Genomic DNA, 14,313 nt, shown 5'->3' with positions numbered 1-14,313 from the left:
AGTCAGCCCTTCAGTCTATAGGTCGTTTGCGCCACGAGTTCAAAAGGTAACGTATCTAACATTATCCGCTCGGAATGGCCGATACACAGGCTTCCGTGCGGCATCAGACTATCGGCGAATTTGGACCAGATACGATTCTGGGTATCTTCGTCGAAATAAATCATCACGTTGCGGCAGAAAATGGTGTCGAACTTACCCTTCATCGGCCATGCACCCAGCAGGTTAAGCTCGTTAAACTGCACCAGGGACATGGCAACTTCACCAACCTGAAAATCCTCAGACTGCCGCGTTTTATTGAGGAATTTATGGTACTGGGTCGGAATACTCGACAAAGCCGAGCCGCCATAGGCTGCATTTCGCCCCTTGGCCAGCATGTTGGTGTCGATGTCGGTGGCAAGAATACGGACATCAAGCTTAGGGGCTTCCGGCAACAGGTCCAGTAGCGTCATGGCAATGGAATACGGCTCCTCTCCCGACGAACAGGCCGCCGACCACAGGCGTACCCGCCCACCCTTACGTGCCCGCTCTACCAACTTGGGCAACACCTGACTTTTCAGATATTCGAAATGATGCGGTTCGCGGAAAAAACGGGTGACGTTGGTCGTCATCGCCGCAATCATCGCCTGCCGCTCGTCTTTGCCGTCATCGCTCTCGATCAGTTCACAATATTCGCGGAACGTCCGAAGACCGATAAGCCGTAATCGTTTGGCCAAACGGGAGTAGACGAGATTGGCCTTGCCTTCCGTCAGCACAATGCCTGCCTGGCCATGCACCATGGCGGCGATCTTCTTGAAATCCGTCTCGGTAAAGACGAATTCGCCATCAGGGACCAGCAGTTTATCGCGAGAAGAAGGGGATTCCGCCATTATTGCATCTGTATCCGTTAAGCCGCTTCAGAGACTGCACCAACTTCACCAACCAGCGAAGCCGTCAGGCGCTCCATGCTAAGCAGGGTCACCATGCGCTGATCGAGCACGGCAATGCCTTCCACAAAAGAGCTTTGCGTATCGCGCGCCAGATCCGGGGTCGGTTGGATCTCGTTGGCGGTCACCGTCAAAATATCCGACACGGCATCGACCAGCAGACCAAGGGTACGATCACCCGATTTGACCACAATGATGACGTGCTTCTGATTGGCCTCAGTCAGACCACGGCCCAGCCGTGCCTTGAGATCAACCACCGGCAACACAACACCGCGCAGATTGATCACGCCACGCACAAAATCCGGTGCGTGCGGCAACGGCGTAGTTTCAGTCCAGCCGCGAATTTCGCGGATCGTCATTATGTTGGCACCAAACTCTTGTCCGCCCGTAATAAAGGTAATGAACTGACGGCGAACTTCCGTGGCCGTTTCTACTTTCTCGCTCATGGTCCTGTTCCTGTTGCAGACACTTCATTCAAGTTGCTTTCCGTCGAGTGGCCGCGACAGCGGCTTACGACACCATCGACATCGATAATCAGTGCCACGCGGCCATCACCTAGAATGGTTGCTGCACCGATACCCTCGATATGACGATAGTTGCCCTCGAAGCTCTTGATCACGACCTGACGCTGACCAAGAATCTGATCAACCGCAAGCGCCACCCGTCCGGTACCTTCACTCTCGACCAGGATGACCACACCTTTGGCCGGATCAGAACCGGCACCCTTGACGTCAAGCAATTCACCCACTTTGACCAGCGGAACGTACACATCACGTACCCGTAGGAGGAAGCTATTGCTGCCGAAGGGACGGATATCGTCCGCATGCGGCTGCAGGCTTTCAATGATATGGGTCAGCGGCAACACAAACGTCTGATCGCCAACCGCCACCACCATGCCGTCCAGCACCGCCAGGGTCAAAGGCAGGGTCATGGTAAAGCGGCTGCCCTGACCGGGCACTGAACTCATAATGATACGCCCGCCAAGATCGGCCACACTCGAACGCACCACGTCCATACCAACGCCACGTCCGGAAATGCTCGAAATTGTTGCCGCCGTCGAGAAGCCGGGCAGGAAGATCAGATTGTCGATTTCCTCGTCGCTTAAGTTAGCGCTGGCCGAGATCAGGCCCTTTTCAATCGCCTTTTCACGTACGCGCACCCGGTCGATACCACGACCATCATCAGAGACTTCGATAACAATGCGTCCGCCGCGATGTTCAGCCGACAGCGTTACGGTGCCTTCCGGATCCTTGCCGGCGTCCATACGGTCGCCTTCAGGTTCCAGACCATGATCGACAGCATTACGGATCATATGGGTCAGCGGATCACCCAGACGCTCGATAACCGTCTTGTCGACTTCGGTGGACTCCCCCTTGATGACCAGACGCACCTGCTTGTTGGTCTGTGCCGCCAGCTCACGCACCAGACGCGGCATGCGCTGAAACACCGATTTTACCGGCTGGGTGCGGATGGCCATAACGCCTTCCTGCAATTCGCGCAGCAAATGCTCGAATTCGGCCATGTTATTGGCCAGCATCGGTGACATCTGTGCCCCACGGCTTTCAATCAGATGCTGGGCCAGCATGGCCTGGGTAATAACCAGCTCGCCGACCACGTTACCGAGGCGCTCGACCTTGTCGAGATCAACACGGATGGTTTGCTTGATGGCATTTTCGCCAGAGGCAGCAGCGGCCTTATCTTCAACCTTGGCTGCCGGAGTTGTGGGAGCTGCAGCTGCAGGCGCTGCCGGCTTGGCAGGCGCCGGTTCCGACGGCACCAAAGCCAAAGGCGCGGGGGCTGATGGGGCGGGTGCCGGCTCTTCTATAGCCGGGGCTTCAGCAACCTCTTCGACTTCATCAACCGCCACATTGTCTTCAGCCGCATCGATATCCGTGGCAATGTCATCGCTGGTACCAAGACCATCATCGCCAGGCTCACTGGCACCGATATCCTCAATACCTGGATTAACGCCACCACCACTGGCGGCATCTTCGACGGCCGGTTCCGGTTCGATCGAGTCCAGTGACTGGAAAACCAGTGTGCAATCATCCGAAGCAAAATCAAAGACTTCTTCGACCTTGTCCTGCGCCGCATCGGTATAGAGGCGGATCGTCCAGTGCAGATAAGCCTGCTCGGGGTCGAGATCCTTCAGGGGGGGTAAGGTATCGAAAAAGGCTGTCGCCTCGAGACGCCCGAGCGAAGACATTTCACGCAGCAACAACGCCGGCTCATTAGCCTTGGCATAAAGCGTCGGTGCAGGGGTGAAATGCACCAACCAACCCGGCTCTACCACCGGGGTAGCTGCTTGCGGTGCCGCTTCTTCTGCGGCTTCCACGGCGGGGGCTTCCGGCTCGGCCGAGAGATCGGCCAGCGGTTCGTCGAGCGATGGCAAATCCATCGGTGCACCACCACCATCCAGATCGGTGGGGTGAACCTGATGGAAACCCAGCTCTTCAAAGCTTTCAGTCAGCTCGTCTTCTTCGTCATCGATCTTGCCAGACAGCGCCTTCAGTTCGGCCATGCTGTCTTCGTCGTGACTGGGATCAAGCCTCTGGCCTGAGCGGGCGGCCGCCACATGGTCCGACAGCATATCGCCGGCCCGAAGTAATACCTTCATGACTTCTGCTTCTGGATCAAGCTCGCCGGAGCGGATCAAATCCATCACAGTCTCAAAAGAGTGTGCAAAGGCAACCAGGTAATCAAATCCGAATGCCCCGCCGCCACCCTTGATCGAGTGCACAGCCCGGAACACCGCATTGATAATTTCGGAGTCCCGGTCGCCACTCTCCATGGCGATCAGTCCCTCTTCCATCGCAAGGAGAAGCTCCTCGCATTCCTGGAAGTACCCCTGCTTAATAGATTCCAACGGATCCATGGTCCAAGGTTCCTATGGTGACACGCGATTTATGGCAGCAACCAACTTAACCGGATCGAATGGCTTTACGATCCAGCCTGTCGCCCCGGCATCCTTCGCGCGTTGTTTCTTGGCCGGTTCACTCTCAGTCGAAAGCACTAAAATGGGGATCACCCGCGTTTTTGGATTGTTACGCACATGGTCGATGAAACCATAGCCGTCCATACGCGGCATATTGATATCCGTAATAATGACATCAACATCGCCCGCCTGCGCCAAAACCTCGACGCCATGCACACCATCTTCCGCCTGGATGACTGTGTGCCCAGCGTCGCAGAGCGCCAGTTTGAGCATATCGCGCATGGTGCGAGAATCGTCGACCGTCAAGACGACCTTTCCCATTGTCAAACCTCCACCAGTCCCAGAACCGAACTTAAGCCCAAGATCGCCGCTGCGGACGCCATGGAATCGGGAACATTTTCAAAGTGCAGTGCGCCGCCCTCGGCCGAGAGATCGCGCGCTGCGGCGACAAACAATTGCAGGCAAGGGGTCGTGATCCGCTGCAGGGCATTGGCATCAACCGTAACCGTTGAGTTCGTAGCCATGGCACCCAGCAGACAATCCTTCAAAGCGGCCGCCTTGGTGAGATCCAACACCGCCGGAAGCGTCACCGTGCCGCCTTCATATTGTAGATCTTCAGCCATCGGACGTCTTTATCTCCCATACCTTATTCAAAAAAGCGGCCCACACACACAAACACCGCATCAGAACTCCTGCCAGTCATCATCACGACCGGAAGCCGACTGGCCACCCACCACCCGTTTGGCACTGGCCGCAGCACCTGCTGCCGCCGCCTTGAGAACGGGAGACTTCTGCACAGCGGCTTGCGGCACCGTGGCCCGGGTCGGAACCGGAGCCTTGGGCGCAGAGCTTGCCGCAGGCGCAGCCGGGACCGGCCTCGGCGCAACAGCTTTAGCAGGAACCGGCTTAGCGGCAACCGCAGACGCTGCAAGAGGCTTAGGTGCCGCAGGGCTGGAAACGACTGGTTTGGAGGCCGTCCGTTTGACCGCTACATCCTGATCAACCCGGAAATACGAGACCAGATCGGTCAGATCGGCCGTCTCGCCAGCCAGGCTGCGCGAGGCCGCCGTGCTTTCTTCGACCATCGCCGCGTTTTGCTGGGTGACCTGATCCATCTGGGTCACAGCCGCATTGACTTCTTCAATACCGGTCGACTGCTGTTGCGCGGCCTGGGCCATTTCAGTGACCAAGGCATTGATTTCAACGACTTGCTCGACAATGCGCTGCAGGGCCTGTCCCGATTCACCGACCAGTTTGACACCAGAGCCGACATGCTCGCCCGACGCCTTGATCAGCAGTTTGATTTCACGCGAAGCCTCGCTTGAGCGCTGAGCCAGGGCACGCACTTCCTGCGCCACCACGGCGAAGCCCTTGCCAGCATCGCCAGCACGGGCCGCTTCGACGCCCGCGTTCAGGGCGAGCAGGTTGGTCTGGAAGGCAATCTCGTCAATAACGCCAATAATATCAGTAATTTGCTTGGAAGATTGAGCAATATTGTCCATCGCCGTGATCACACTGCCAACCACCTGACCGCCATTTTCAGCCGCGGCTTTGGCTGTGGTGACAATTTCACTGGCATGCTTGGCATTTGACGCGGTTTTTTTGACCGTTGCCGTAATTTCTTCCAGCGCGGCGGCAGTTTCTTCCAACGAAGCAGCCTGCTGCTCGGTACGGTGCGACAGATCCTCGGCCGCCCGACTGATCTCGTTAGCTCCGCTACCAATGGCATGGGACGCCGCCAGCACGGTCTTGATGGTTTCCTGCAATTTATCGAGCGCACCATTGAAATTCTTGCGCAACTCTTCGTAATCGCCGGTGAAGGAATCCGTAATGCGGGCCGTCAGATCCCCGGCTGACATCTGGCGCAGACCATCGGCCAAAGTGCGCACAACATGGGCCTGCTCGGCAGCACGGGACTCACGCTCTTTTTCCACCGCCGCACGTTCGTTCTCCACGTCAGTTACATCGGTGGCAAATTTAATTATCTTATAAGGCCGCCCGTCCAAGTTAAGCAGCGGATTATAAGAAGCCTGTATCCAGACTATGTGTCCATCCTTAGCAACCCGAGGGAACTTCCCCGACATATACTCACCGTGGCGAAGTGCATCCCAATGTTTTTTATAATCAGAACTCCCGACAAATGCAGGATCGACAAACATGCTGTGATGCTTACCGACGATTTCGTCGAGACTGTACCCCATCACTTTGAGAAAATTCTCGTTAGCGGTCAGCACAGTACCATCAAGATCAAATTCAATGGTGGCCTGAACCCGCTCGATCGCATTAAGCTTGGCCTTGCGTTCGTTATTGCGGGTTTCAGCCTCGGTAATATCGGTGACAAAAGCGATAATCCGAACCGTTTCACCCTGGGCATTGACGACCGCATTATAGGATACGCTGAGCCACATATCTGTACCATCACGTTTGACCACCTTGGTCTTGATGATGTGGCTTTCACCGCGCGCCAGATCGTCCCACAAATCGCGATAGACCTGGGTTTTCTTCGTGACCTCGTCGATAAACATGTCGTTATGCTTGCCGACAATATCTTCGAGCTTGTAGCCAAACAGGGTCAGAAAATTTTCGTTGGCGGTCACGACGATGGCATTTGGCTCAAACTCGATAATGGTCTGAACCTTGTCGAGAACCTTGAGCTTTTCGGCGACTTCACCGGTTTGGCCGCCACCGCCCCATTCAAAGGTGAAACCGATCAGATCGCTATCTTCGCCATAAACGGCGGCGACGCTGATCATGAAGGACTTGCCACCGATGGTGATATCGGTCTGGCAGGGCAGCCGGGTGGTATCGGACAGAATCTGACGCAGATACGAGGGTTTGTCGTGCAGACTGTCAAAATTAACGCCGACGATGCGGGCGGGCTCAAAATTATGCCATTGGGCGCGGAAAGTATCCTGTTCGGCTTTCAGAAGTTCGCGCATACGTAGATTGGCGTAGGTAACTTTAAGATTATGGTCGACCATCATGACAGGAACGGAGGAATGGCTTACCGCAGCAGACATATACTGTGCGACGGACGTCTGGCGGGCGCGCTCTTCGCGATCCTCCTTCGACGCCATTCCAAAGTTCCACATCGCCAGCTCCTAGCCCTTTTTACATTGTCGTCTGCGGCACTACGCAGATTTTTTCGAAAAACGCCGCACAACCAACCACCGTACCGAACGGTTTTAACCCCGCCACAAAGCCACCTGAATTCTGCCCACAGTCTGCAATCATCGACTTACCGGCGAATTAACCTGTCGCCTTTCTGCTTATACATGCTACTATAAGCTATATTAATATTTTGTATCGAGATTTCGCCCACGGGAGTCGCGCCCATGCCGTCACCCAGTCTTGCGGATCGAAACGAAACAACACCGCCCGTCAATTGCCGCAATTGTGCGTTGGGCAGGAACACGCTTTACGGTTACGTTGCAACGCACACGCCAGACGTGCTGAACGCCTGTCGACGCGAGGTGCGCAACCTGCCTGCCGGACGCAGCTTTACCCGCGATGGCGAGATCCAAAGCCGGGTCTGGACGCTGTATGCGGGCTGGGCCTATCGCTACAGCACACTCAGCGATGGACGACGCCATATCCATTATTTCCATCTGCCCGGTGACATTCTGGTGATGGAGTCCCTGTTGCTGCCGGGCATCCGCCTGCCCTTTGCAGTGCGCAGTTTAACTGCCGTCACGCTGTGCGCTTTCGATACCGCAGAAGCTGCCACCATGGTCCGCAGCAGCCCCGGTCAGCAAAATCAGGCTGCCCAAACCTGGCAACAGCAAATGGCCGATTTGCACCGCCACTTAAGCGATATCAGCCGGCGCAGCGCCATGGGGCGGGTTTCTCAACTTCTGCTAGAGATAGAGCGCCGACTAACCGTGCGACAATTGTCCGATGGCGGCCGTTTCGCCTTTCCCGTCAACCAAGAGCAGATCGCCGATGCCCTAGGTCTGACCACGGTTTATGTCAACCGAACCCTGGATAAACTGCGCCAGATGGAGGTTATCACCTTTGACCGCCGCCATATGCACATCCTGCAGCCCGGCCGGCTCGCAGAAATTGCCGAGGAAGAATAAACCACGCATTCCACCTCGGTACCCCCCTTTTCCTTTTGCCTAAGCCGGGCTAGTGTGTTGCCATCCTCGAAAGGAAAATGCCTTGCGAGGCTGGGTTGGCCGGTGAACGGCTTCCCGGCAAAAGGAGACGATTATCATGGTGACGGAAAACAAGCCGCTGATGCCCAAGGCTACCGCTGTGTGGCTGGTGGACAATACTGGGCTCAGCTTTGAGCAAATCGCCGATTTCTGTGGTCTGCACCCGCTCGAGGTCAAGGGAATCGCCGACGAAGACGTCGCCAAGGGAATCAAGGGCATGGATCCGGTCGCCAGCGGTCAGCTGACCCGCGCCGAGATCGAAATTGGTGAAAAAGATCACAAGCATCGTCTCAAAATCGCACCGCCGAAATACAAGATGCCGGCGGTCAAGATTAAGCGCGCCCCGCGCTATACCCCGGTTTCCAAGCGCCAGGATAAGCCCGATGCGGTGTTTTGGATCCTGCGCAACCATCCCGACATGGCTGATGCCGATGTCATCAAGCTGATCGGCACCACCAAGGCGACGATCCAGAAAATCCGGGAACGTTCACACTGGAATGCCACTAACCTCAAGGCGGTCGACCCGGTAACACTGGGGCTGTGCTCGCAAATCGAGCTGGATCTGGCAGTATCGCGCGCCTCGACCAAGCGTGAAAAATCGGCCCGGCACATTTCGTCGAACGAGATTCTGCGCCCGGTTGAGGAAGTATTGATCCCGGCCGAGGAATTTGCCGCCATGACTGCCGCCAGCAGCGCTGAAAGTGACAGCAGCAGCGACAGCGAAAACACCTAATTCTTACGCCGAACCAAGCTGGCTGCCGGGGCGAGCCCGGTGGCCGGCTTTTTTATGCGCGCCTCAGCCATCCTCGTCGGGGCGTGGAGCGGGCCGCTCGCTGCGCGGATCCAGCGACAAGGCACCGGGCGAAACATGGTCGGGCAGGAATTTGAAACGGTCGCGGTGATCCGCCCCCGGCGCGTGCACAATCCCCAGCCGCACCAGCGCAAAAATCAGCATGCCCATATGAATGGCTGCAGTGAAGAAGAACAGCGATCGCGGCCCGAACCAGCCCATCACGATGGCGGCCACGGTTGGCCCCACGGTCGAAGCCAGGGCATTGATCAGCAGCAGCGTGGCGGTCGATTCGACAAAGTCCTTGCGCGGGATACGGTCGTTGGCGTGTGCCACCGACAAACCATAAAGCGGCAGCATCAGAACGCCCAGCACCGCGATATTGAGCAGCAGAAGATAGGGATGGTTTAAGGGCAGCAAGGCCATGCTGAGCCCGGCGAAACTGGCCAACAGGCAGCAACCTGCAATGACGTAACGGCGATCCATATGGTCGGACAGCCGCCCGACCGGGGCCTGCACCAGCGTGCCGCCAAGCGAGAACACCACCAGAAACAACGACAATAAAATGCCCGACAAACCGCGCTCGATGCCATAGATCGGCAACAAGGCCCATAACGCGCCATTGGCCAGACCAGCCGCCACACAGCCCGCCACGCCAACTGGCGATATGCGGAACAGCTTGCCCGGTTGCAGCACCGGCACCGGTGGACGCAGCGGCTGCGATAAGGCCGTCATGCCGACGGGAATCAGGCTGAGCGCACAGCAGATCGCCCCGAGCGCGAAAAGGGTGAAGCCCTGCGGTGGCGAGGTGGCAAACAAAGCCTGCCCCAGCATGATGCCACCAAAATTTACTGTGGTGTAGGCCGAAAAAATCTGACCGCGGTTGGCATTGCTGGCCCGATCATTGAGCCAGCTTTCCAGCACCATGAACAGCCCCGCGACACCAAAGCCATAGATCGCGCGGGTAAATATCCAGATCACCGGTGCCACCCAGATCGACTGCAACAGCGCCAGCGCCGCCACCGCACCGGCCCCGACCGAGAAGGAACGCACATGCCCAACCCGCGCCAGCAAACGCGGTGACAGGAAGCAGCCCATGACAAAGCCGATATAGTAGGCCGACCCGATCACGCCGACGACGAGGGTGGAAAAACCTTCGAGATGGGCACGAACCGGAATCAGCGTCGTCAGCAAACCATTGCCAACGTAGAAAACCAGCGCCGATAACAAGATCGCGCTGATGGAGGAAAGTTGAGAAACCATGACAAGCCGCAGGAACGGTAAGAAAGACCGCCTCTACTTGCCTATTGTAATGGCGAACTGCAATGCGTTTGCCACGCAGGGCACGCATGGCTCCACCGTGGCAAACGCATACGGACAAATTTAAGGCTAAAATTACTTCGCCAGATAGCCCATCAGCACAAAACCAAGCACCACCAGAACAAGAAACCCAACCAATGCAGGCTCAAGATACTTCTCCAGCAAAACACGGGCGGCATCACCAAAGAAATAAACCAGTAACCCTTCGATCAAAATAAAGCGAACCGAGCGGGCGATGGCGGCAAACATCAGGAATGCACCGAACGGCACATTGGCGAGCCCGGCCGAGATCGTCACCAGCTTGAAGGGGATCGGCGTCAGCCCCTGAATCGCAATCCAATAGGATTGCGCGGCGTATTTGTGGCGCAGGGCATCTACGGTGGCTTGCGGAATATGCAGTGCCGAGACAATAGCGTGCCCGGCGGTGTCCCAGAACAATGCCCCGATGCAATAGCCCACCATACCGCCGATCACGGACCACAATGTGCACCATGCCGCCAGCCTGAGGGCTTTCTTGCGGTCAGCCAGCATCATCGGCAGCAGCATCACATCAGGCGGCACCGGAAAGCACGACGCTTCGGCAAAGGCGAAACAGGCCAGCGCGCTCCAGGCATGCGGCCCTTGCGCATGACGCATCATCCAGTTGTACACCCCGCGAACCCCGCCTTTTTTCTGCGGCTTGGTTTCGCCTTGGCTAACGTCGTTTTGGCCCGCCTCGTTCTGCATCGCATCCTCTTATGTTTGCGCTGTTCCTATCAGTCCGTGCCAACTTCGTCCATTCCGTTCGGAAAAAGCCCCCCGCACCAGTCAGCCACTTGCCATTTGTAACTTGCAACCAGGGTGATATTGAAATAATATTAACTAAATTACTAAGGATTGGCATCCGCAGAAGGCGGCAACCATGGACGCGCAGACCCACCCGGTAGCATTCGTGCGGCAAGCACAAAAGGATGGTACTTTATCCCGGCTGCGGCTGATCCATCACCATGAGCCCCCCGCCACGCCAGATATCGCCACCGCAATCCGCGAAGGCGTTGCACTGGATGATTTCAATTCACTTGCCGAAGATAACCAGTGGCCGGTCCTGATCGACAGCCATTGCCGCTTTAGCGAGGCAAAGCTGATCGCCGCCCATGACTTGTGGCAGCAAAAGGCGATGGGCGGCCTGCCCCGGCGTCAGGATATGACCGCGCGGCTGTTGCAACCGTTCATTCCCCAACTGACCATCTATGAACGCGTATCCGGAGCTGACGGCACCTTGCGCTATCGCGTGCGGTTGATGGGCACTAACACAGTGCAATTTACCGCCGAAATGACCGGCCGCTTCGTCGACGAGATGATCGATCCCGAACATTTGCCACGCTGGTTCGTGCTCGGGCAGACCATTCTGCGCCAGAATAGCCCCTTACGGATTCTGTATCGCGGCGACAGTTTTTACAAAAAGCATGTTGTTGGCGAGGTCTTTGCCGCCCCCATGCTCTCGATCGATGGTCGGGCAGATCTGATTATGGCGATCACCACCTTTGAGGGGGCTGACAGCTGGGAAGTGGTCTCCAGGCGCGCCAGAGACCAGCTGGCATCCGATGCGCACGGTGCCCCGCCGTCCGATTTCCCCTTTTGGGATACGGTCTAACCGGCATCAAAAATACCAAATTCTTGTCGACAGACGCATGGCCGCCGTGCCATCACAGCGGCCATGCGTGGACTTGCAACGGGCCGCAAAGCCCTGCTTTTCGTATTTATGACCATCTTCATCGACGTTGTCGGTATCGGCATCACCATTCCGGTGGCGCCCCGACTGATCGCCGAACTGGCCCATATTGGCTTAAGCGATGCAGCCCGGTTCGGTGGCTGGCTGATGTTCGTTTATGCTGGTATGCAGTTTGTGTTCGCCCCGATCGTGGGCAATTTAAGCGACCGCTTCGGCCGCCGCCCGCTGCTGATCCTTTCGCTGCTCATGATGGGGTTGGACTTCCTCATCGTCGCCATAGCGCCAAACATCTTCTGGTTGTTTCTAGGCCGCACCCTGTCGGGCATGGCCGGGGCCAGTTTCACCATTGCCAACGCCTACATCGCCGACATCACGCCGCCGGAAAAACGCGCCGGAAATTTTGGCCTGATGGGGGCCGCCTTTGGTATCGGCTTTACCGTCGGGCCAGCGCTGGGTGGCCTGCTGGGTGATGTCTGGATCCGTTTGCCGTTCTATGTTTCGGCCGGTCTGGCGCTTTGCAATGCCCTGTACGGCTTCTTTGTACTTAAAGAGTCCCTGCCGCCCGAGAAACGCCGCACCTTTTCCTGGAAGCGGGCCAATCCGCTGGGTGCGGTTCTGATGCTCAAGCAGTTCCCCTTTGTGCTCGGCCTGGCGCTGGTGCTGGTCCTGATGCGCTTTGCCCACGACGCCAACCCGTCGGTGTGGACTTATTACACCATGCTGCGCTTTCACTGGACGATGAAGGAAGTCGGCCTGTCAATGATGGCGCTCGGGCTTTTGACCGCCATGGCCTATGGCGGGCTGACCCGGCTGGTCATTCCACGGCTGGGCGAAGTGCGCTCGGTCTATCTCGGCCTGAGCGCCGGGGCGCTGGCCTTTGCCGGCTACGCCTTTGCCGCCACCAGTTGGCAGCTTTATGCCTGGATGCCGGTCTTTTGCCTGATGGCGCTGGTAATGCCATCACTCAACGCCATGATGTCCCGCAGTGTCGATGCCAGCCAACAGGGCGAGTTACAGGGCGCACTGACCAGCATGGGCAGCCTGACCTCGGTGGTCTCGCCCTTGTTCATGACGTATATTTTTGCGTATTTCTCCAGACCGCAGGCGCCGGTCTATTTCCCCGGCGCCGCGTTTCTGGTTGCCAGCCTGTGCCTTATCGCGGCCATCGCCGCCTTTGCCGTTTTGGCGCAAAAGAAATTACACCTGCATCCAACCGGCCAAGCACAGAAGCTAAACTAAAAGACGAATCGTAAAGTCAGTTCAGGCTGCCGCGAAGCCGTTCCAATTCGTCCTTGATGTGGAGTTTTTGCTTTTTTAGGGCAGCAACCCGGACTTCATTCCAATCCGGGTGTGCCATCTCGATTTCGATGAGCTCTTCCAACTTCTTATGCTTGGCAGAAAGCTCGCCGATATGTCCTTCTAGAGCCATACGTATACCTCTCATCGTGAAGGTCGCTGAAAGATTAGAGCACCAAGTCATACTTCTGTCACGATCTCTCTTTTGCACCACCTTACCTATTCGTTAATTGCTAAATTTCGTAACTGGAATTAACAATATTGCCGACACTTGCAGACTGTGCCGATCCGCCTCAAAAGCCCCTCTTAAAGATATTGTCGCGGGCGCATCATCACGTATACTTGTCGCCTTCGGGTGCCCCCGACGGTTTTCTGGCCGGAACGGTTCATCCGACAGCCAGCGAAGTGACCGATTTTCAGACAAACGAGCCGGGGAAAAGTCGTAAATTCATGGCCGGAAGAGTTACCAGCCCAGACGAAGTGGCGCTCAGAGCCAAACTTGCCGAACTGGGGCAGGAGCATCGTGATATGGATGCGGCAATTGATGCGTTGCAGGCCAGTGGCGATCAGTTGCAGCTCGGCCGCTTAAAGAAGCGCAAGCTGCTTCTCAAAGACGAAATCGCCAAGATTAACAACAGTCTACTGCCGGACATCATTGCATAGGGCACGAAAAGCCATGGCCAATACAAATAAGGACATCGCCGCTGCCGTCGGCATCATCATGGGCAGCCAGTCCGACTGGGCAACCATGCAGGGTGCCGCCGACCAGCTGAGCGAACTGGGTGTGTCGTTCGAGACCCGCATCATTTCGGCCCACCGCACGCCCGACCGCATGGCCGACTATGCCAAGACAGCCAAAACACGCGGCATCAAGGTGATTATCGCTGGCGCGGGTGGGGCCGCCCACCTGCCCGGCATGACCGCTGCCATGACGCCGCTGCCCGTGTTGGGTGTACCGGTACAGTCCAAGGCGCTGTCGGGCCTCGACAGCCTGTTGTCGATTGTCCAGATGCCCGGCGGCGTGCCGGTGGCGACCTTTGCCATTGGCAATGCTGGCGCCAAAAACGCCGCGCTGACCGCCGCCGCCATTTTAGCCCTTTCTGACGATGCGCTGGCCGCCCGGCTTGATGCCTGGCGCGCCGCCCAGACCGACGCGGTTGCCGCCACGCCGCAGGAGTAAA

Annotated in this window: 15 protein-coding genes; 6 read left to right on the top strand and 9 right to left on the bottom strand. The window is 57.1% G+C overall.

All coding sequences use genetic code 11. From position 1 onward, the window contains the following. Positions 1 to 2: 2 nt before the first annotated feature. Genes ACZ5RI_RS03995 through ACZ5RI_RS03970 form a run of 6 tightly spaced genes read right to left on the bottom strand, consistent with a single transcriptional unit; the run spans position 3 to position 6,935 of the window. A complete protein-coding gene (locus tag ACZ5RI_RS03995; protein WP_464514814.1) occupies positions 3 to 866 on the bottom strand; it encodes a CheR family methyltransferase in 864 nt (287 codons plus the stop codon). Between the two features lie 17 nt (positions 867 to 883). Next, positions 884 to 1,369 (bottom strand): chemotaxis protein CheW, encoded by a 486-nt coding sequence (locus tag ACZ5RI_RS03990; protein WP_464514813.1) that lies wholly within the window; start codon positions 1,367 to 1,369, stop codon positions 884 to 886. After that, entirely contained in the window at positions 1,366 to 3,798 is a 2,433-nt protein-coding gene (locus ACZ5RI_RS03985) for a chemotaxis protein CheA (protein ID WP_464514812.1), read from the bottom strand. The genes ACZ5RI_RS03990 and ACZ5RI_RS03985 overlap by 4 nt, the downstream gene beginning before the upstream one ends. Before the next feature lie 12 nt (positions 3,799 to 3,810). Then, positions 3,811 to 4,179 (bottom strand): response regulator, encoded by a 369-nt coding sequence (locus ACZ5RI_RS03980; RefSeq protein ID WP_464514811.1) that lies wholly within the window; start codon positions 4,177 to 4,179, stop codon positions 3,811 to 3,813. Positions 4,180 to 4,181: 2 nt separating this feature from the next. Next, positions 4,182 to 4,481, bottom strand: a complete 300-nt coding sequence (locus ACZ5RI_RS03975) for an STAS domain-containing protein (protein WP_464514810.1) — start codon at positions 4,479 to 4,481, stop codon at positions 4,182 to 4,184. A 60-nt stretch (positions 4,482 to 4,541) separates the two neighbouring features. Then, positions 4,542 to 6,935: a methyl-accepting chemotaxis protein gene (locus ACZ5RI_RS03970; RefSeq protein ID WP_464514809.1), complete on the bottom strand. Its 2,394-nt coding sequence runs from the start codon at positions 6,933 to 6,935 to the stop codon at positions 4,542 to 4,544. Positions 6,936 to 7,193: 258 nt separating this feature from the next. Between ACZ5RI_RS03970 and ACZ5RI_RS03965 the strand changes: the two genes are divergently transcribed. Both ACZ5RI_RS03965 and ACZ5RI_RS03960 read left to right on the top strand, forming a co-directional pair. Beyond that, entirely contained in the window at positions 7,194 to 7,937 is a 744-nt protein-coding gene (locus ACZ5RI_RS03965; RefSeq protein WP_464514808.1) for a Crp/Fnr family transcriptional regulator, read from the top strand. Positions 7,938 to 8,073: 136 nt separating this feature from the next. Next, positions 8,074 to 8,748, top strand: coding sequence for a DUF1013 domain-containing protein (locus ACZ5RI_RS03960; RefSeq protein WP_464514807.1), 675 nt, complete (start codon positions 8,074 to 8,076; stop codon positions 8,746 to 8,748). 63 nt (positions 8,749 to 8,811) lie between these two features. On the opposite strand, the gene ACZ5RI_RS03955 is transcribed toward ACZ5RI_RS03960, so the two are convergent. Beyond that, positions 8,812 to 10,068 carry an MFS transporter gene (locus ACZ5RI_RS03955; protein WP_464514806.1) on the bottom strand — a complete coding sequence of 419 codons (1,257 nt, stop codon included), beginning with the start codon at positions 10,066 to 10,068 and terminating at the stop codon, positions 8,812 to 8,814. A gap of 132 nt (positions 10,069 to 10,200) precedes the next feature. After that, the gene (locus ACZ5RI_RS03950) at positions 10,201 to 10,851 is read right to left on the bottom strand and encodes a YqaA family protein (RefSeq protein ID WP_464514805.1); all 651 of its coding nucleotides are present in this window, start codon (positions 10,849 to 10,851) and stop codon (positions 10,201 to 10,203) included. A gap of 175 nt (positions 10,852 to 11,026) precedes the next feature. Here ACZ5RI_RS03950 and ACZ5RI_RS03945 point away from each other — a divergent pair, with 175 nt between their 5' ends. Together ACZ5RI_RS03945 and ACZ5RI_RS03940 are read left to right on the top strand one after the other, a co-directional pair. After that, on the top strand, positions 11,027 to 11,758 hold the full coding sequence (locus ACZ5RI_RS03945) for a hypothetical protein (RefSeq protein WP_464514804.1): 732 nt from the start codon (positions 11,027 to 11,029) through the stop codon (positions 11,756 to 11,758). A 63-nt stretch (positions 11,759 to 11,821) separates the two neighbouring features. Next, the gene (locus ACZ5RI_RS03940; protein ID WP_464514803.1) at positions 11,822 to 13,075 is read left to right on the top strand and encodes a TCR/Tet family MFS transporter; all 1,254 of its coding nucleotides are present in this window, start codon (positions 11,822 to 11,824) and stop codon (positions 13,073 to 13,075) included. 16 nt (positions 13,076 to 13,091) lie between these two features. Here the strand turns inward: ACZ5RI_RS03940 and ACZ5RI_RS03935 are convergent, their stop codons facing one another. Beyond that, on the bottom strand, positions 13,092 to 13,265 hold the full coding sequence (locus tag ACZ5RI_RS03935) for a YdcH family protein (protein WP_464514802.1): 174 nt from the start codon (positions 13,263 to 13,265) through the stop codon (positions 13,092 to 13,094). 317 nt (positions 13,266 to 13,582) lie between these two features. Here ACZ5RI_RS03935 and ACZ5RI_RS03930 point away from each other — a divergent pair, with 317 nt between their 5' ends. Continuing rightward, the gene (locus ACZ5RI_RS03930; protein WP_464515545.1) at positions 13,583 to 13,795 is read left to right on the top strand and encodes a YdcH family protein; all 213 of its coding nucleotides are present in this window, start codon (positions 13,583 to 13,585) and stop codon (positions 13,793 to 13,795) included. Between the two features lie 13 nt (positions 13,796 to 13,808). Then, on the top strand, positions 13,809 to 14,312 hold the full coding sequence (gene purE, locus ACZ5RI_RS03925; protein ID WP_464514801.1) for a 5-(carboxyamino)imidazole ribonucleotide mutase: 504 nt from the start codon (positions 13,809 to 13,811) through the stop codon (positions 14,310 to 14,312). The last annotated feature ends 1 nt before the right edge of the window (position 14,313 follow it).

Source organism: Micropepsis pineolensis (assembly GCF_055392125.1).
The sequence above is the reverse complement of the archived record's forward strand: the minus strand, read 5'-3'. Positions and strand labels throughout refer to the sequence as shown.